Origin of the sequence: Massilia jejuensis, from assembly GCF_042656795.1 — a bacterium.
Taxonomy (GTDB): Bacteria; Pseudomonadota; Gammaproteobacteria; order Burkholderiales; family Burkholderiaceae_D; genus Telluria; species Telluria jejuensis.
Genome location: NZ_JBHSMS010000004.1, coordinates 32,150 through 48,261 on the forward strand (window position 1 = coordinate 32,150; position 16,112 = coordinate 48,261).

Below are 16,112 nucleotides of genomic sequence, written 5' to 3' on the forward strand. Positions count from 1 at the left end.
GCCGCCGGGCCGTGTCATGTACAAACATAGGGGAAAACATTGGATAACAAAACCACTGGCCTGACGGCCGCCGATCTCTTCGAACGCAACCGCAAATGGGCCGCCTCGATGGTCGAAGAGAACCCGAATTTCTTCAAATCTTTGGCTGCTCAGCAAGCCCCGGAATACCTGTGGATCGGCTGCTCGGACAGCCGCGTGCCGGCCAATGAATTGCTCGGCATGGCGCCGGGCGAATTGTTCGTGCACCGTAATATCGCCAACGTGATCGTGCATTCCGACCTGAACGCGCTGAGCGTGCTGCAATTCGCGATCGACGTGCTGAAGGTCAAGCATGTCATCGTCTGCGGCCACTATGGCTGCTCAGGCGTGCACGCGGCACTCACGGGAACGCGCGTCGGCCTGGCCGACAACTGGCTCGGCCACGTGCGCGACGTGCGCGACAAGCATGGCAAATACCTCGGCAACGTGGCCGGCGCCCCGGCGACGAACCGCCTGGTCGAACTGAACGTGGCCGAACAGGTCATCAACGTGGCGCAAACGACGATCGTGCGCGACGCCTGGGAACGCGGCCAGCCGCTGACCATCCACGGCTGGGTCTACGGTGTCCACGACGGCTTGCTGCGCGACCTCGGCGTCACGGTCAGCAGCTTCGAGGAAATCGCCCCCAAGCTGGCGGTCGTGCTCGACGGCTACCGCGACCGCGCGGACGGCCAGTGAACGCGCCGGCCGGGCAGGGCGACCTGGCCCGCCTGCGCGCGCTCGTGCGCGTCTTCGTGGACGAGCGCGACTGGGACCGGTTCCATACGCCGAAGAATCTGGCGGCGGCGCTGTCGGTCGAGGCGGCCGAATTGCTGGAACACTTCCAGTGGCTCCAGCACGGCCGCAGCGACGAGCTCGGCGCCGCCGGGCTGGAACAGGTGCGCCACGAGATGGCCGACGTCCTGGTCTACCTGGTGCGCCTGGCCGATAAACTCGACGTCGACCTGATGGCGGCGGTGGAAGCAAAGATGGTCTTGAACCGCGCCAAATACCCGGCGGACAAGGTGCGCGGCGACGCGCGCAAGTACCGCGCTTACCAAGACGACGCGACCAGCGACGAATAACAGGCGGCGGTGGATCGAGGGTGGGCACGCAGTGCCCACCCCGCTTCGTCAAAACGTCACGATGTTATTCCAGGCGCTCGTGCACTTGTGGTCCGCATCGAAGCTGGTCAAGGGCGCAACACCCCCGCCCGACGCCACATCGAGTCCGAGCACGGTCGACGGCCCCGTAAACGCCGGCCAGTTCGCCGGCACCGCGTCGCCGCCGTTCGGATTGCCCGTCTTCGCAAAATTGCTCCAGTAACGCGTCATCGCCATCTGCAATTCACGCCGTTCGGCATTGCCCAGGTCGCCCAGGTTGTACAGGTACTGCAAATCATACGAGTGCGCCGCTCCTTGCGGGAAGCTCAGGTAGTAGCTGCCGTTGGCCACGCCGACCGTGGGCAGGGCCGTCTGGTCGCGAAATTCGTACATCCACACCGGCGAACCCTGGGCGGCGATGCGCTGCGAGGTGCGCAAGGCCGGGCAGGCGAAGCCCAGGTCGGTCGCCATGGCCGACACCGCCAGGCTCGGCTGCAAGGCGGGATTGCTGCCGTAAGCGGCCAGCGGATACAGCCTGGTGACGATGTCGGCGACGTTGGCGCCCGAGCCCGCCGTCAAGCCGGCCACCGTCGGCGCATAGCCCGCCGGCGGCAGCGCGAAACTGGTGTTGGCCGGATCGAAATTCGGCGGCGATGCCGCTGCCCGGCGCGCCGCTTCATTGATCGCAACATAGAGCGTGTACTCGTTTTCGTTGGTGCCGTTGACGGTCGGCACCTTGATGTTTTCGCCGGCCGCGAAGGTCGCCTTGACCGATTTGGTCAGCACCTTGCCGTCCACCGACGGCACCATGATCGGCAGCGCCGTGTTGATGGCCGTGGCCAGATGGGTGCGGATCACCGAGTCCGGCAGGCTGCGCAGGCAGGCCGCGGTGACCGCGCCCGGTGCGCAGCCGATGCCGGCGACGCCCGCGGCGGTGGCGGCATTGATCGCCGTGTCGACGATGGCGCTGCTGGCGGCGCCCATCTGCGCCGCGCTCAGCTGGCGGTCGTTGCCGTAGTTGCCGCTCTGGATCATGGCCTTGTTGAACAGGCCTTTCGATCCCGGCGAGGCGAGATGCGTCATCACGCTGAAACCGCCGGCCGATTCGCCGAACAGGGTCACATTGTTCTTCTCGCCGGCGAACTGGACAATATTGTCCTGTACCCATTTCAAGGCGGCTTGCTGGTCCATGATGCCGTAGTTGCCGGCCGCGCCGTCGAGCGCCAGCGCCGGATGCGCGAGGAAGCCCATGGCGCCGAGCCGGTAGGCCACGTTGACGACGATCACGCCCTTGTTCACCAGCGGCGACGGGTCCGCATACACCGACGTGCCGCCGGTATTGAAGGCGCCCCCGTGCAGGTTGACCATCACCGGGAAAGGACCGAGCCCGGTCGGCACGTGCACGTCGAGGTAGAGGCAATCCTCGCTGTCGCCGGGCAGGCGGAAGGGGCTGGCGCTGGTCTGCAGGCAGGGTGCGGCCGATTTCGTGTTCGCCAGGGCCGTGGTCCATGCTTGCGGGGCGGCCGGCGCCGTCCAGCGGCGCGCGCCGACCGGCGGCGCGGCGAAGGGAATGGCGAAATAGCTGCGCATGCCGAGCCGGTCGATGGCGCGCACTTCGCCGCCGGCGGTGCGCACGACATCCATCGCGCTGCTCGGGTCGGAGTAATCGCCGCCGCAGGCGGCCAGCACCGCCGCGACGCCCGAGGCCAGTACCGCGTTGAGTTGGCGGGGGTGTTTCGACGCTTTCTTGTTCACTGCGTGTCTCCTGATTCGTTGACGTTGGGTAAGGGCGTAGCGAGGTTGACCAATTGTTTATTTTCAATTGATCATATCTGGTTATTGTTGGCTGCGGAGCAAATACGCAGAAGAAAGGAAGAGGGGTGGCAGGCCGTGCCGCGCGCCTGTCAGCGCCGCTCCGGGCCCAGGACCCCGTCCGAACTGCGGATGCCGAGAAGATCCATGAGCGTTTCGAGTTCCTTGCAGACGTGATCGCGCGTGGCCGCATCGCCGGCGGGAATCCGCGCCAGCGTCTTCTGGAACTGCGTCATGACCCAGAACTTGGTCGGATGCGCTTCGATTCCCGCCAGCAGCGTGGCCGCCAGCGCATCGGGCAAGCCGGGCGGCGCACTCGCCTGGTACGCGCGCAGCGCGTCGAGCACCCGCGGCACGACGAACAGCGGCGCATCGACCACGCCGGCCACGATCACGTGCCCATGCAGATGTACTTGACGACCAGGTAGTCGTCCATCCCGTAGATCGACCCTTCACGGCCGAGACCGGATTGCTTGACCCCGCCGAAGGGTGCCACTTCGGTCGAGATCAGTCCGGTGTTGACGCCCACCATGCCGGTCTCGATCTGCTCGGCGACGCGCCAGACGCGCCCGATGTCGCGCGAGTAAAAATAGGAGGCCAGTCCGAACTCGGTATCGTTCGCCAGCGCGATGACTTCGTCTTCGGTGCTAAAACGGAACAGCGGCGCCAGCGGGCCGAAGGTTTCTTCGCGCGCGACGGCCATGTCGGCCGTCACGTCGGCCAGCACGGTCGGCTGGAAGAAGCTGTGGCCGAGCGCGTGGCGCTTGCCGCCCAGCAGCAGGCGCGCGCCCTTGGCGAGGGCATCGGCAATGTGCTGCTCGACTTTCAGGACGGCCTTTTCTTCGATCAGCGGGCCCTGGTTCACCCCTGCCTCGACGCCATTGCCGACTTTTAATTTTTCCACGGCCGCGACCAGCTTCGCGGCGAAGGCTTCGTAGATGCCATCCTGCACATAAATGCGGTTGGCGCAGACGCAGGTCTGGCCGGCATTCCGGTATTTCGAGGCGATCGCCCCTTCCACGGCCGCGTCGAGATCGGCGTCGTCGAACACGATGAAGGAAGCGTTGCCGCCCAGCTCCAGCGAGACTTTCTTGATCGTCGGCGCGCATTGTTCCATCAGCAGGCGGCCGACGGCGGTCGAGCCGGTGAAGCTGAGCTTGCGCACGGTCGGATTGCCCGTCAGCTCGCCGCCGATGGCTTTCGCATCGCCGACGACAACGCTGAACACGCCTTTGGGCACGCCGGCGCGCTCGGCCAGCACGGCCAGGGCCAGGGCCGAATAGGGCGTCAGCTCGGCCGGTTTCAGGACGATCGGACAGCCGGCGGCCAGCGCCGGGCCGACCTTGCGGGTGATCATCGCGGCCGGAAAATTCCACGGCGTGATGGCCGCGCAGACGCCGACCGGCTCTTTCGTGACGACGATGCGGCGGTCCGGCCAGGGCGACTGCAGGGTCTCGCCGGCAACGCGCTTGGCTTGCTCGCCGAACCACTCGAGAAAGGAGGCGGCATAGGCAACTTCGCCCTTGGCTTCGGCCAGCGGCTTGCCTTGCTCGGCCGTCATGATGCGCGCCAGGTCGTCGGCGTTTTCCAGCATCAGGTCGTTCCACTTGCGCAGCACGAGGCTGCGCTCGCGCGCGGTTTTCTTGCGCCAGGCCGGCCAGGCGGCGGCGGCGGCCTCGATCGCACGCCGGGTTTCCCGGGCGCCCATGTGCGGCACCGTGCCCAGTTTGTCGCCGGTGGCGGGATTGATCACGTCGACCGTGGCCGATTCGTCGGCATCGCACCATGCGCCGTCGATATAGGCTTGCTGGCGCAGCAGGGAAGGGTCGTTCAGGGTCAGCATGGGTCTCCTCGTTGGCATTGAGTCATGTTCGGTGTCACATGGTAGACCTTTTCAGGCGCGCACGCGGGATACGGTGCGGCGGTCCTTGAACCGGCAGGCCGCCGGTGCGATCATGGGGGCGTGCAGCCGGCAAGCGCGGTCGGCGCGGGCGGACGTGCACGATCGGAGGACATCCGATGGACGAGAGAACGAAGATTGCCATCGTCGGCGCCGGTCGCGTCGGCAGCACCCTGGCCTATACGCTCGCCGGCGCCGGCATCGCGCGCGAGATCGTCTTGATCGACGACGATGTCCAGCGCGCCGAAGGGGAAGCGATGGATATTGCCCATGGCGCGCCGTTTCACGCGCCGGTACGCGTCGGCGCCGCCGGCCTGGCCGCCACCGCCGGCGCCAGCGTCACCGTCATCGCCGCCGGCGTTGCGCAACAGCCGGGCGAAAGCAGGCCGGCGCTCCTGCAGCGCAATACCGCAGTGCTCGCAAGCATCGTGCCGCGCGTCGCGCACTGCAATCCGGACGGCCTGCTGTTGATCGCCACTAACCCGGTCGACGCCCTGACCTGGGTCGCCTTGCGCCTGTCCGGCTTGCCGGCCTCGCGCGTCTTCGGATCGGGAACGGTGCTCGACACCGCGCGCCTGCGTTCCGAGCTGGCCGCCCATTACGCGGTGGACGGGCGCAACGTCCACGCCTATGTGCTGGGCGAACATGGCGACAGCGAATTCGTCGCCTGGTCGACGGCCACGCTGGCAAACGTGCCGCTCGACAAATTCTGCCGCTTGACCGGCATGTGCTGCGATGCGCGCGACATGGCGGCGATCGAGGGGCGGGTACGCAATGCGGCCTACGAGATCATCCGCCGCAAGGGCGCCACCAATTTCGCGATCGCCGTCGCGCTCACCCGGATCATCGAAGCGGTCGTGCGCGACCAGGCATCGGTACTGACGGTATCGACCCTGGTCGACGGCCACTACGGCATCCGCGATGTGTGCCTGAGCTTGCCTGCCGTCATCGACCGCTCGGGGGTGCGCCAGGTCATTCCGGTTCCGCTGTCAAGCGAGGAAACGGAAAGCCTGGTCCGGTCGGCCGCGGCCATCCGCGCCACCCTCGGACCGCAGGCGGCGTCCCCGGGCATGGCTGGCTGATGCAGGCTGTCTCCCGGCCGGGGTCTGGCCGGGGTGCGCCGTGCACGCCTTGTCAAGGAGCAGCCCGTTGCCGGTATGTCAGGCAGGAAACGCCATTGTCGGCATGGCCTACCGCGATCTGGTCGGTCATGCATTCGTAATCGTCGTTGTATTGGCAGGCCGCTACCTTGCAGGCGCCCACGCCCGCCTGGCCTTGCCTGGCGCGCGAATGCGGCGTCGCGTCCAGGAAGGTGTCGCAGCCCGGATGAATGCCATCCCCGACCGTGATGGCGCGGGCGCGGCAGCAGTTGCCCGTGTTGTAGGCGCACTCGGCGACAAGGCATTCCCCGACCACGGGCATGTCGATTGCAATCCTCTTCATGATGACCTCCACGTGCTGGAAAAAGGCGTCGATTCAAGTTAGATGCCCTGGCCGGCCGAAAGTGCGGCGCGACAGGCAGGTCCGCGCCGCCGTCCCGCGTCAGGGCCGCGCGAGCGCTTCGAGCAGGGGGCCGTCGCGTCCATAGATATCCTCGGCGAAGACGATGCGGCCATCGCGTTCGGTAATGGCGGTCGCATAGAACAGCACCACCGGCACCGGGGCCGGCAGCGCCACGGTCCTCGTTTTGCCGCTGCGGATGGCCGCCTCGATGGCGTCCGCGTGCCACGCCTGCGTATCGGCCAGCACGAACTGCGCCAGCGCGACCGGGTGCTCGACGCGGATGCAGCCGTGGCTGAGGTCGCGCCGGCGGCGCTCGAACAACTCCTTGGCAGAGGTCGAGTGCAGGTAGATGTTCATCGGGTTGGGCATGGCAAATTTCAGGGCGCCGAGCGCATTGCGTTCGCCCGGCCGTTGGCGGATCCGCGCGGTGCCGGCGCGCAGCGCCGCAAGGGCCGCGTCCGGGTGCGCAATGACCCGGCCGTCGGGCCCAACCAGTTCCATGTCGTTCCTGGCGAGGTAGGCGCTGTCGCGCGCCAGCTTGGGCAGGATCTCGCCCAGCGCGATGCTGCGCGGAACGTTCCAGTACGGATTCAATTCGAGGTAGCGCATCTGGCCGATGAAGAGCGGCGTCGGCGTTTTCGCCGCGGTGCCGACGATGATGCGCATTTCCAGCGGCGGCGCGTCCGCGTCCGCGCTGCTGTCGAAGGCCCACAGGCGGTAGGCCGGCAGGTTCACCGCCACCGCGCGCCCGGGCGGCAGCGGCGGCAGCCAGCGCAGGCGTTCCAGGGTCAGCGCCAGTTGCGCGGCCCGGTGCCGCGGGGGCACCGCCAGGGCCGCCAGGGTCTGCGGCCCCAGCACGCCGTCCTCGGCCAGGCCATGGCGCGCCTGGAAACGCCTGAGCGCCGCCGCCAGTTCCTCGGTGTAGATGTCCCCGCCGGCGGGGGCGGCGTCGAGGTCGCCCAGCACCTGGAGCCGCTCGCCCAGCGATGCCGCGCCGGGATAGCGGTCGCCCGCGGCGACCCCGCCCGCGGCCGCCGGCAGGGGCGGCCAGTCCGGGTGCAGGCGCGCCAGCGCGCGGTAGTGCGCCAGGCTGGCCATCACCCTGCGGTACAGGGGAAAGGCCGGCGCGGCATCGTCCACCAGCTGTTCCAGGCGGCCGGCGCGTACGGCCTGGGCCAGCAGCGGCGCCAGGTCGGCAGCGCCTTCCCGGTCCGGCGCGCGGTACGCGGACGGCGTGCGGCCCGCATGCAGCTCCTCGAGGTAGCGCAGCATCGCTTTCCCGAGATCGCGCTCGAGCGCGATCTCGGCGGCTGCGTCGCGCTGCGCATCGAGACGGCGCGCCAGGTCGGCGGCGCCGTAGCGCTCGGGATTGAGGCCATGCGCCCCGGCCTGGCCGAGCAGGCGCACGGCCAGCCGCGCCTGCGCGGCGCCATCGGCCAGCCACGGTACCTCCGGTGCGGGCGCAAGCGCCTGCGCCGCGGCGGCCAGTGCATGGACGAGGACGAACAGGACGGGGCACAGGCGGCGTACCAGCATGGGCGCGAGGGACTGCGCTGACGGGGAAGGCATGGCGCGGGGCGGAATCCAAAAGAATAAGCTTGGACGCCAAGATAGTGATTTGCACGGCAGCTTGTCATTGATCTAAATCAAATATCGGGTTGGCCAGAGCAAGGTTCCCGGCGCGCTGGCGCGCGGCGCGCCCGTTCGTGTTGGCAGCATTCTTGAGTTAACGTTAAAATTTTGTTATGAAACCGCAGATTTTTTAGCAGGTCGACACAATGCTTGCGAGTTAAAGGCACCGTGTTTGATCTGGATTAACGGCTACTCGCGCTCCGACCAGATTGCTCGTATGATGGTCCCAGTGCGCTTCGAGACAAGGTAGAAACCATGCGCCCCATCGTTATCGTTCCAGCTTGCACGCGTGACTTCGGCGAACACCCGTACCATGCGGCCCAGCACAAGTATGTGGACGCCATCGTCCTCGGCGCCGACTGCGCGCCCATGATCCTGCCCTCGCTGGGCAAGGATCTCGACCTGGAGACGATGCTGCAGCTGTGCGACGGGATCATGCTCACCGGGTCAGCCTCGAATGTGCACCCCAGCTATTACTCGCAAGAGGTGCTCGACCCGTCCTTGCCGCAAGACCCTGCGCGCGACGAAACGACCTTGCCGCTGATCCGGGCGGCGGTCGGACGGGGTATTCCGATCATCGCGATCTGCCGCGGTTTCCAGGAGATGAACGTGGCGCTCGGCGGCTCGCTGCACCAGGCGGTGCAATTGGTGGAAGGCAAGTTCGACCACCGCGAAAAACCCGAGCTCGGCATGGATGAGCAATACGGCGACGCCCATAAGATCAGGCTGACCGCGGGCGGGATGCTGCACGGGATCGTCGGCGCCGATGAAATTCCCGTCAATTCGCTGCACGGGCAGGGCGTCAACGAACTGGCGCCGGGACTGGCCGTCGAGGCCGTTGCCGAGGATGGCCTGGTCGAAGCGTTTTCGGTCGGCGCCGCGCCCGGCTTCACGCTGGCGGTGCAATGGCACCCCGAATGGCGCATCACGCACAACCCGTATTCGATGAAGATGTTCGGCGCCTTCGGCCAGGCTTGCCGCGACTACCGCGCCAAAAGACAGGGACGCCCATGACCGCCTGCACGAAATGGGAAGTGCGCTGGGCGGCGCGTCCCGTCCCTTAGCTTGCCTCGTTCCCTCCCCCGCATACGTGCGGGGCGCCGCAGTGCGCTCCGCGAACCCTGAACAGACAAGAGGCAATGATGGCAATCCGCGAGAATTTTTCCTACACCGACATGGACGAGTGGCTCAATGCCAAGCGCGTCACCGAAATCGAATGCCTGGTCCCCGACCTGACCGGCGTCGCCCGCGGCAAGATCTTGCCGCGCACTAAATTTACCGAAGAGCGCGGCATGCGCCTGCCCGAAGCCGTGCTCGGCATGACCGTCACCGGCAACTCGCCGCTCGACGACGAAGCCTACGACCGCGCCATTTCGGCCACCGACCGCGACATGATCCTGAAGGCCGACCCGACCACCATCACCATGGTGCCGTGGGCGGTCGACCAGACCGCGCAGGTGATCCACGACTGCTATTTCGCCAACGGCGAGCTGGTCGACTTCGCCCCGCGCACGGTGCTGCGCCGGGTCCTCAAGCTGTACGAGGAAAAGGGCTGGAAGCCGCTGGTCGCGCCGGAACTCGAGTTCTACCTGACGGCGAAGAACATCGACCCCGACCTGCCGCTGGCCGCCCCGATCGGCCGCAGCGGGCGCGCCGAGACCAGCCGCCAGGTCTACAGCATCGACGCCGTCAACGAATTCGATCCGCTGTTCGAGGACATCTACGATTACTGCGACCTGATGAACCTCGACGTCGACACCCTGATCCACGAGATCGGCGCCGGCCAGATGGAAATCAATTTCCAGCACGGCGATCCGCTGGGACTGGCCGACAAGGTGTTCTACTTCAAACGCACGCTGCGCGAAGCGGCCCTGAAGCACGACATGTACGCCACCTTCATGGCCAAGCCGATGGCGGGCGAGCCGGGCTCGGCGATGCACGTGCACCAGAGCGTGGTCGACGCCAGGACCGGGCGGAATATCTTCAGCGGCGAGGACGGCAAGGAATCGGCGCTGTTCCGGCAATACATCGGCGGCCTGCAGCGCTACATGCCTTCGGCGATGGCGATCATCGCGCCCTACGTCAACTCCTACCGCCGCATCGTGCGCCACACGGCCGCGCCGATCAACCTGCAATGGGGCATCGACAACCGCACCGTGGGCTTCCGCGTGCCGGTCTCGGGCGCGCAGGACCGCCGCATCGAGAACCGCATCATCGGCGCCGACGCCAACCCCTACCTGGCGCTGGCCGTGACCCTGGCCTGCGGCTACCTGGGCATGGTCGACGCGCTCGAGCCGACCGCGATCGTCGAGGGCAGCGCCTACAAGATGGCGGTCGAGCTGCCGCAAGGCTTGCCGGAAGCGCTGCACCTGTTGCGTAAAGAGACGCGCCTGCGCGAAGTGCTGGGCGACCGCTTTATTGATGTGTATTCTGCGATCAAGGAACTCGAGCATCAGGAGTTCATGACCGTGATCAGCCCATGGGAGCGCGAGCACCTGTTGCTGCACGTCTGACCAGGATTTTTCACTACAACGAGGTGCCATCATGGCAACCGACGACACGGCGGTGCTGGCCGCCAGCATGACCGCCGCGGGCGTTCCCGACGTGCAAACGTTCGACACCCGTGCCATCCAGGAACTCGACGCGGCGCATTTCCTGCACCCGTTCACCGACCACGCGGCGCTGCGCGACAAGGGCGCGCGCGTGATCGTGCGCGGGCAGGGCGTCTATTTATGGGATTCCGAGGGACGACAGCTGATCGACGGCATGTCGGGCCTGTGGTGCGTGAACGTGGGCTATGGCCGCACCTCGATTTCGCAGGCGGTCTACCGGCAGATGGAAACGCTGCCCTTCTATAACAGCTTTTTCAATACCACCAACGTGCCGGCCGTGCACCTGGCGGCCGAACTGGTGGCGCTGGCGCCGCCGCAGTTCAGCCACGTCTTCCTTACCGGTTCCGGTTCGGAAGCGAACGACACCATCGTGCGCATGGTGCGGCGCTACTGGGACATCCTCGGCCAGCCCGAACGGCAAGTCATCATCAGCCGCCAGAATGCCTACCACGGCAGCACCATGGCGGGCGCCTCGCTGGGCGGCATGGCCGGCATGCACGCCCAGGGCGGCTTGCCGATTCCAGGCATCCGCCACATCGGCCAGCCGCACTATGCCGAACAGGGCCAGGGAATGAGCGAAAACGCCTTCGGCCTGGTGGCGGCGGCCTGGCTCGAGGAGGAAATCCTGGCGCTGGGGGCCGACAAGGTCGCCGCCTTCATCGGCGAACCGGTGCAGGGCGCGGGCGGCGTCATCATCCCGCCGGCCACCTACTGGCCGGAAGTGCAGCGCATCTGCGACAAGTACGGCATCCTGCTCGTGGCCGACGAAGTCATCTGCGGTTTCGGGCGCCTCGGCACCTGGTTCGGCTCGGAACTGATGGGCATGCGGCCCGACCTGATCAGCTTTGCCAAGGGCGTCACCTCCGGCTATGTGCCGCTGGGCGGCGTGCTGGTCGGCAAACGGGTGGCCCATGCGCTGGTCGAGCAGGGCGGCGACTTCCATCACGGCTTCACCTATTCCGGGCACCCGGTCGCCTGCGCCGCGGCGCTGGAAAACCTGCGCATCCTGCGCGCGGAGCGGCTGGTGGAGAAGGTGGCGCTGGAAACGGGGCCGCATTTGAAGGCGGCATTCAACCAGCTGGCGACCCATCCGCTGGTGGGCCACGCCGAGAGCTGCGGCATGATGGCGGGCCTGAACCTGGTGCGGGTGAAAGGCGCGACGGCGCACGCGTGCGTGCCGTTCGCGCGTGCGCTGCACGTCGGCATGCTCTGCCGCGGGCACATGTTCGACAACGGCGTCATCATGCGCGCCGTGGGCGATCGCATGATCGTGGCGCCGCCGCTGGTGATGACCAGGGCCGAGATCGACGACATGGCGGCGCGGATCTGGGACTGCCTGGATTTGACGCTGGCCGACGTCAAGGCGCGCGGCTGGATGTAGACGCCGGCGTGAACCCGGGGGGCGGCTGCCCCCACGTACGCTGGCTTACGCCCCTGCCCGAATCGACTTAGACTGCTCCGTCCGGTTCTTGAGCAGCTGCGGCGCCAGCGAACCGATGAACATGCCCGCGAACGCCGCCAGCAGGCCGGCCAGCTGTCCCGGGAAAGCCTCGCCCAGCGACGAGATTTGCGGGAAGAACGCGAGCCACACGAGCAAGCCGGCAGCGACCGACAGGATCGCGCCCTGGGTCGTCGCGCGCTTCCAGTACAGGCCCATCACCAGCGGCACGAAGGCGGCCACCAGCGTCACCTGGTAGGCCGACGACACCAGTTCATAGATCGAGGTGCCTTCCATCGCGATCGCATACGCCAGCACCAGGGCGGCGAAGACGACGATGGTCACGCGCATGGCCAGCAGTTGCTGCTTGTCGCTCAGGCCCGGACGCAGGTTTTTCAGGATGTTCTCGGTAAAGCTGGTCGATGGCGCCAGCAGGGTGGCCGAGGACGTGCTCTTGATCGCCGAGAGCAGGGCGCCGAAGAACAGGATCTGCATGATCAATGGCATCTTGGTCATGACAAACGTCGGCAGCAGGCGCTGGTAGTCGTTCTTGGCGAGGTCCAGGGCATTGTCGCCCATGACGACGACGGCCGCGGCGACGATGAACATCGGCACGAAGCCGAACAGGATGTAGCTGGCGCCGCCGATCACGGCGCCGGTGCGCGCGGTCGGGGCATCCTTGGCCGACATCACGCGCTGGAACACGTCCTGCTGCGGGATGCTGCCGAACATTATCGTGATGGCCGCGCCGATGAAGAACGCGATATCGGTGAAGGTCGGTTCCGGCCACAGGCGCCACAAATCGGCCTGCTGCGCCATGTCGAACACGCGCCCGGCGCCGCCGGCCAGGTCGGCCGCGAAGAAGGCGATGATCGACATGCCGAGCACCAGCACGATCATCTGGATGAAGTCGGTCAGCGCGACGGCCAGGAAGCCGCCGACCACCACGTAGATCAGCACGGCGAGCGTCCCGATCACCATGCCGGCCGCCGGCGCCATCGCGCCGTCGGTCAGCACCGAGAACACCAGGCCGAGCGCCGTGATCTGGGCCGCGACCCAGCCCAGGTAGCTGAGGATGATGGCGACCGAGCAGAAGATCTCGATGCCCTTGCCGTAGCGCTCGCGGTAGTAGTCGCCGATGGTCAGCAGGTTCAGTTTGTAGAGCTTGGTGGCGAAGAACAGGCCGACCAGGATCAGGCAGGTGCCGGCCCCGAACGGGTCTTCGATGACGGCGTTCAGGCCGCCCTGCACGAATTTGGCCGGCACGCCCATCACGGTCTCGGCGCCGAACCAGGTGGCGAAGGTCGTCGTGACCACCATGATCAGGGGCAGGCTGCGCCCGGCGACGGCGAAGTCACTGGTATTCTTGATGCGCGTACCGGCCCAAACCCCCAGCGCCAGCGTGCCCAGCAGGTAGAGCACGACACAGGTAATCAAGGTGTAATCCATGGTGGTAGAAGCTCCGGGGGTGAAAATTATCGAGCGGAAAATCGGCGATTATAGCGGCAGAACTTCGCCGCCGGCTGGCGTCCGGGCCGTTTTTCCTTGTGTTTGACTCACTTTGGAAGGAACACTGGCATGCCAACAACATCATGGCACGAAGCTGCCGCCGCACTGGCGATCGACGGCCGCGCTTTCATCGACGGCAAGCGTACCGACGCGCAGAGGGGTGCGCGCTTCGATTGCCTCTCCCCGGTGGACGGACGCACGCTGGCGCAGGTGGCGCGCTGCGATGGCCAGGACGTCGACGCCGCCGTCAAGGCCGCCCGCGCCGCCTTCGAGGACCGGCGCTGGGCCGGCAAGGCGCCCGCCGAACGCAAGAAGATCCTGATCCGCTTCGCCGACCTGATGCTGGCCCACCGTGACGAACTGGCGCTGCTGGAAACCCTCGACATGGGCAAGCCGATCCGCTACAGCCGCAGCGTCGACGTGCCGGCGGCGCAGAACTGCATCCGCTGGTATGGCGAGGCGATCGACAAGATCTACGGCCAGGTCGCTCCCACGGCCGATCACAGCCTGGCCCTGGTCACGCGCGAGCCGGTGGGCGTGGTCGCCGCCATCGTTCCCTGGAACTACCCGATGCTGATGGCGTCCTGGAAGATCGGGCCGGCCCTGGCCGCCGGCAACAGCCTGGTATTGAAGCCGTCGGAAAAATCGCCGCTCTCCGCGCTGCGCCTGGCCGAGCTGGCCCTGGAAGCAGGCGTGCCGGCGGGCGTCTTCAATGTCGTGCCCGGTTTTGGCGACGAGGCGGGGCGCGCGCTCGGCCTGCACATGGATGTCGACTGCATCGCCTTTACCGGTTCCACGCGCACCGGCAAGCAGATCCTGCAAATGGCCGGGCAGTCGAATCTGAAACGCGCCTGGACCGAACTGGGCGGCAAATCGGCGAACATCGTCTGCGCCGATTGTCCCGACCTCGACGCGGCCGTGTCCGCCGCCATCGGCGCGATTTATTTTAACCAGGGAGAAAGCTGCAATGCCCCTTCGCGCCTGTTCGTCGAAGCCTCGATCAAGGAGGCCTTCCTGGACAAGGCGCTCGCCATGATCCCGGACTTCGCGCCCGGCGACCCGCTCGCCGAAGCCACGGTGATGGGTGCGATCGTCGACCCGATCCAGATGAAAACCGTGCTCGGCTATATCGAGGCGGGCAAGGCCGATGGCGCGCGCCTGCTCGCCGGCGGCGCGGCGAGCCGGGTCGAGTCGGGCGGCCTGTACATCGAGCCGACCCTGTTCGACGGCGTCGACGCCGCGATGCGCATCGCGCGCGAGGAAATCTTCGGGCCGGTGCTGTCGGTCCTGTCGTTCACCGATATCGACGAGGCGATACGCCAGGCCAACGCCACCCCCTATGGCCTGGCGGCGGGGGTGTGGACGGCGGACTTGAGCAAGGCGGTCCGCGCCGCGCGCGCGCTGCGGGCCGGCACCGTGCACGTGAACCAGTACGACAACGACGACATCACCGTGCCCTTCGGCGGCTACAAGCAGTCGGGAAACGGCAGGGACAAGTCGCTGCATGCATTCGACAAATACACGGAGCTGAAGACGACCTGGATCCAGGTGGGGTAGACGAACAGAGCGGGACCGCGCCGGCGATACCCGCTCCGGTGTGCAGGGTTTGAAGGTTCAGCCGCTCAAGGCTTGTAGTACTTGATGGTGCTCATCGCCGCGCCGGCGCCGGTGAGCGTGATCTTCGATCCTTCCGGCAGGTAGAAGGTGTTGGCCGAACCGGTGACGGTGACCGTGCCCGGGGTGGCGCTCGGCTTGAAGACGAAGGTATTCGAGGCGCCGCCAGCACCGTCGGCGCGGTCGCGGCCGGCATGGCGGCAGCCGGCGCCGGCGCGGCGGCCGAAGCAGGCACCGGCGCCGAAGGGTCGCCGCCGCTACTGCCACAGGCGGTCAGCAGGGAAGCGATCAGCAGATACGGAAGAGACTTGACATGCTCGGCGACGTGTTCGTGCAGGCCTTCTGCGAGGTCAAGGAGTTGGAATTCGCCACCTTCAGCCGCGTGATCAGCTCGTGGGAGCGCGAGCATTTGATGCTGCTGGTTTGATTCTGTGGCGAGGCCGGCCCGGTCTTGGGCTCAGTATTGCTGCAGCACCGTATAAGCGCCCCCATCCCCCGGTGTCGACTCGACCAGCGCATAGCCGCCCACCTGCCAGAGGATCGGCTCGGCTTCGGGCGGCACGACGGCATTGTTGGCGCGCCGCGCCAGCGTCACATGGGGACGGTAGCTGCGTTCTTCCGGCCGCAAGCCGAGCGCGACGAGCGCAGCGGACAGGTTCGCGTGCAGTGCGAGCAGCGCGGCCGGCTCCTGGTGCGGCTCGAGTACCGCGATGCCGTGGTGCCACAGCCTGGGCGTGCCGATCGAGAGGGTAAACGGCGTGAACGGCACGGCGACACCGGCGCGCAGCGCCGGCACGCGCTCGCTCGGCACTTCGCCCAGGAAGTGCAGGGTCAGGTGCAGCTTGTCGGCGCGGACCGGAGAGGCGCCGCGCGGCCAGTTCCACGCGTCGCGCCGCGCGCGCAGCAGGTGGCGGATCGCGGGATCCGGCCACAGTGCCAGGAACAAACGGGTGGAAGCGCCGCCTGCCATC

The 16,112-nt window shown here is 66.9% G+C and carries 14 protein-coding genes; 7 read left to right on the forward strand and 7 right to left on the reverse strand.

What is annotated here, in order from left to right:
* Nucleotides 1–39 precede the first annotated feature (39 nt).
* Complete coding sequence (gene can / locus ACFPOU_RS01105; protein WP_379715877.1) at nt 40–717, forward strand: carbonate dehydratase; 678 nt, start codon at nt 40–42, stop codon at nt 715–717.
* Nucleotides 714–1,103 (forward strand): nucleotide pyrophosphohydrolase, encoded by a 390-nt coding sequence (locus tag ACFPOU_RS01110; RefSeq protein ID WP_379715880.1) that lies wholly within the window; start codon nt 714–716, stop codon nt 1,101–1,103. Before can ends, ACFPOU_RS01110 begins: the two co-directional genes overlap by 4 nt.
* A 48-nt stretch (nt 1,104–1,151) precedes the next feature.
* Here the strand turns inward: ACFPOU_RS01110 and ACFPOU_RS01115 are convergent, their stop codons facing one another.
* The 3 genes from ACFPOU_RS01115 to gabD all read right to left on the reverse strand — a co-directional run bounded on the left by ACFPOU_RS01115 (nt 1,152) and on the right by gabD (nt 4,776).
* On the reverse strand, nt 1,152–2,876 hold the full coding sequence (locus ACFPOU_RS01115; protein ID WP_379715884.1) for a carboxylesterase/lipase family protein: 1,725 nt from the start codon (nt 2,874–2,876) through the stop codon (nt 1,152–1,154).
* 149 nt (nt 2,877–3,025) lie between these two features.
* Entirely contained in the window at nt 3,026–3,328 is a 303-nt protein-coding gene (locus ACFPOU_RS01120; protein WP_379715887.1) for a DUF4844 domain-containing protein, read from the reverse strand.
* Nucleotides 3,325–4,776, reverse strand: coding sequence for an NADP-dependent succinate-semialdehyde dehydrogenase (gene gabD, locus ACFPOU_RS01125; RefSeq protein ID WP_379715890.1), 1,452 nt, complete (start codon nt 4,774–4,776; stop codon nt 3,325–3,327). The genes ACFPOU_RS01120 and gabD overlap by 4 nt, the downstream gene beginning before the upstream one ends.
* 176 nt (nt 4,777–4,952) lie before the next feature.
* Here gabD and ACFPOU_RS01130 point away from each other — a divergent pair, with 176 nt between their 5' ends.
* Nucleotides 4,953–5,915: an L-lactate dehydrogenase gene (locus ACFPOU_RS01130; protein WP_379715897.1), complete on the forward strand. Its 963-nt coding sequence runs from the start codon at nt 4,953–4,955 to the stop codon at nt 5,913–5,915.
* 52 nt (nt 5,916–5,967) lie between these two features.
* Here the strand turns inward: ACFPOU_RS01130 and ACFPOU_RS01135 are convergent, their stop codons facing one another.
* Nucleotides 5,968–6,276 (reverse strand): DUF1540 domain-containing protein, encoded by a 309-nt coding sequence (locus ACFPOU_RS01135; RefSeq protein WP_379715900.1) that lies wholly within the window; start codon nt 6,274–6,276, stop codon nt 5,968–5,970.
* A gap of 99 nt (nt 6,277–6,375) precedes the next feature.
* On the reverse strand, nt 6,376–7,905 hold the full coding sequence (locus ACFPOU_RS01140; protein ID WP_379715903.1) for a L,D-transpeptidase family protein: 1,530 nt from the start codon (nt 7,903–7,905) through the stop codon (nt 6,376–6,378).
* A 318-nt stretch (nt 7,906–8,223) separates the two neighbouring features.
* Between ACFPOU_RS01140 and ACFPOU_RS01145 the strand changes: the two genes are divergently transcribed.
* The 3 genes from ACFPOU_RS01145 to ACFPOU_RS01155 all read left to right on the forward strand — a co-directional run bounded on the left by ACFPOU_RS01145 (nt 8,224) and on the right by ACFPOU_RS01155 (nt 11,961).
* Nucleotides 8,224–8,982, forward strand: a complete 759-nt coding sequence (locus ACFPOU_RS01145) for a gamma-glutamyl-gamma-aminobutyrate hydrolase family protein (protein WP_379715906.1) — start codon at nt 8,224–8,226, stop codon at nt 8,980–8,982.
* Between the two features lie 128 nt (nt 8,983–9,110).
* Nucleotides 9,111–10,481 carry a glutamine synthetase family protein gene (locus ACFPOU_RS01150; protein ID WP_379716030.1) on the forward strand — a complete coding sequence of 457 codons (1,371 nt, stop codon included), beginning with the start codon at nt 9,111–9,113 and terminating at the stop codon, nt 10,479–10,481.
* A 67-nt stretch (nt 10,482–10,548) separates the two neighbouring features.
* Nucleotides 10,549–11,961 (forward strand): aspartate aminotransferase family protein, encoded by a 1,413-nt coding sequence (locus ACFPOU_RS01155; RefSeq protein ID WP_379716033.1) that lies wholly within the window; start codon nt 10,549–10,551, stop codon nt 11,959–11,961.
* A gap of 45 nt (nt 11,962–12,006) precedes the next feature.
* Here the strand turns inward: ACFPOU_RS01155 and ACFPOU_RS01160 are convergent, their stop codons facing one another.
* Nucleotides 12,007–13,467, reverse strand: coding sequence for a high affinity choline transporter 1 (locus ACFPOU_RS01160; protein WP_379715909.1), 1,461 nt, complete (start codon nt 13,465–13,467; stop codon nt 12,007–12,009).
* 129 nt (nt 13,468–13,596) lie between these two features.
* Here ACFPOU_RS01160 and ACFPOU_RS01165 point away from each other — a divergent pair, with 129 nt between their 5' ends.
* Nucleotides 13,597–15,084: an aldehyde dehydrogenase gene (locus tag ACFPOU_RS01165; protein WP_379715912.1), complete on the forward strand. Its 1,488-nt coding sequence runs from the start codon at nt 13,597–13,599 to the stop codon at nt 15,082–15,084.
* A 514-nt stretch (nt 15,085–15,598) separates the two neighbouring features.
* Here the strand turns inward: ACFPOU_RS01165 and thpR are convergent.
* Nucleotides 15,599–16,111, reverse strand: coding sequence for an RNA 2',3'-cyclic phosphodiesterase (gene thpR, locus ACFPOU_RS01170; protein ID WP_379715915.1), 513 nt, complete (start codon nt 16,109–16,111; stop codon nt 15,599–15,601).
* Nucleotide 16,112: the final 1 nt, after the last annotated feature.

What these genes read in the sequence shown, in the direction of transcription:
- gabD (WP_379715890.1), bottom strand. Translation starts at nt 4,776, where the DNA reads ATGCTGACCCTGAACGACCCTTCCCTGCTGCGCCAGCAAGCCTATATC.
- ACFPOU_RS01130 (WP_379715897.1), top strand. Translation starts at nt 4,953, where the DNA reads ATGGACGAGAGAACGAAGATTGCCATCGTCGGCGCCGGTCGCGTCGGC.
- ACFPOU_RS01135 (WP_379715900.1), bottom strand. Translation starts at nt 6,276, where the DNA reads ATGAAGAGGATTGCAATCGACATGCCCGTGGTCGGGGAATGCCTTGTC.
- ACFPOU_RS01140 (WP_379715903.1), bottom strand. Translation starts at nt 7,905, where the DNA reads ATGCCTTCCCCGTCAGCGCAGTCCCTCGCGCCCATGCTGGTACGCCGC.
- ACFPOU_RS01145 (WP_379715906.1), top strand. Translation starts at nt 8,224, where the DNA reads ATGCGCCCCATCGTTATCGTTCCAGCTTGCACGCGTGACTTCGGCGAA.
- ACFPOU_RS01150 (WP_379716030.1), top strand. Translation starts at nt 9,111, where the DNA reads ATGGCAATCCGCGAGAATTTTTCCTACACCGACATGGACGAGTGGCTC.
- ACFPOU_RS01155 (WP_379716033.1), top strand. Translation starts at nt 10,549, where the DNA reads ATGACCGCCGCGGGCGTTCCCGACGTGCAAACGTTCGACACCCGTGCC.
- ACFPOU_RS01160 (WP_379715909.1), bottom strand. Translation starts at nt 13,467, where the DNA reads ATGGATTACACCTTGATTACCTGTGTCGTGCTCTACCTGCTGGGCACG.
- ACFPOU_RS01165 (WP_379715912.1), top strand. Translation starts at nt 13,597, where the DNA reads ATGCCAACAACATCATGGCACGAAGCTGCCGCCGCACTGGCGATCGAC.
- thpR (WP_379715915.1), bottom strand. Translation starts at nt 16,111, where the DNA reads ATGGCAGGCGGCGCTTCCACCCGTTTGTTCCTGGCACTGTGGCCGGAT.